Raw genomic sequence first — 1,138 nt, forward strand, 5'->3', positions numbered from 1 at the left:
GAATGCGTTCCCGGGTCTTGTACACACCGCCCGTCACACCATGGGAGTAGGCAATACCCGAAGCCTGTGAGCTAACCATTTGGAGGCAGCAGTCGAAGGTAGGGTCAATGACTGGGGTGAAGTCGTAACAAGGTAGCCGTATCGGAAGGTGCGGCTGGATCACCTCCTTTCTAAGGAGAACATTAGTTCTTTTCACTTTGGGTCTTGCTTAGAACTTAATTTGCTTTATTGAAGATTATATGCCGCCTCAATTAAGAAAGGTGATAATTATGAAAAAGTCAATGAGAAAAATAACAATTCTTTTCTTATCATTAGCTTTAATAATTAATGCTTCCTTCTTTACACTAAAAGCAAAAAGTGACAAAAAAATAAAAACTAAAGAAGAAGTTTATGCTGAAAATCTAGAAAAGATTAAAGAGTATAATAACTTATCTGTTGAAGAGATTGCAAAGAAAAATGGAATAACTGTAGAACAGTTAGAGAAAGTGCAAAAACTTATTTCTAATAGGGAAAAAAAGTAGATTTAGATGTATATTTGAGAGCCGTAGGTTGCACTTATTGTCATGAAGGTAAACTAGTAAATACAGGAAATAGATGTCTGCCTTGGCATACTACAGGTCAACAAAGAAAATGTGACGATCATGCGTATGGATATGATGTTGAATATGAACGTATATGTCAATCTACTAAAAAATGTGATGTCTGTGGTTTTGAATTTACAACAGACTGGAGAGAAAATTATTGGAAGTGCTTTGGAACCAATGACCCTGGAGGAATATTGAGCGTTAGAAAATAGTTTATATTATATGATAGTATAGACTGATTTATGAGGCGGCATAATCTTATTTAATAACAATCTTTATGGGGGTGTAGCTCAGTTGGGAGAGCACCTGCCTTGCAAGCAGGGGGTCAGGAGTTCGAATCTCCTCATCTCCACCATGGCATTTCAAAAGAAAAGCCAAAACCAAATAAAACTTAATAACCATAATCAAATGAAAACGAAACGACATTTATAAGAAAAATACAGTAAATTAACAATAAGCGTTAAAGGATTTTAATTTAAATAGGTCAAGTTACTAAGAGCGCAGGGCGGATGCCTTGGCACCAAGAGGCGAAGAAGGACGTAGAAAGCTGCGAA

General features: G+C 36.6%; 1 protein-coding gene, 1 tRNA gene and 1 rRNA gene. All 3 read left to right on the forward strand.

The window, feature by feature from the left end; translation table 11 throughout:
• Positions 1-170 (forward strand): 16S ribosomal RNA (locus tag AC1EJ0_RS08135); the annotation flags it as partial.
• A 99-nt stretch (positions 171-269) separates the two neighbouring features.
• Entirely contained in the window at positions 270-521 is a 252-nt protein-coding gene (locus AC1EJ0_RS08140; protein WP_480023968.1) for a YdbL family probable chaperone protein, read from the forward strand.
• Positions 522-863: 342 nt separating this feature from the next.
• Positions 864-939: transfer RNA gene (locus AC1EJ0_RS08145), tRNA-Ala, on the forward strand.
• Positions 940-1,138 lie beyond the last annotated feature (199 nt).

This window comes from Fenollaria sp. C0166D3, from assembly GCF_056590255.1.

Excerpts from the sequence above, each read along its gene's own strand:
- AC1EJ0_RS08140 (WP_480023968.1), top strand. The coding sequence starts at position 270 with ATGAAAAAGTCAATGAGAAAAATAACAATTCTTTTCTTATCATTAGCT.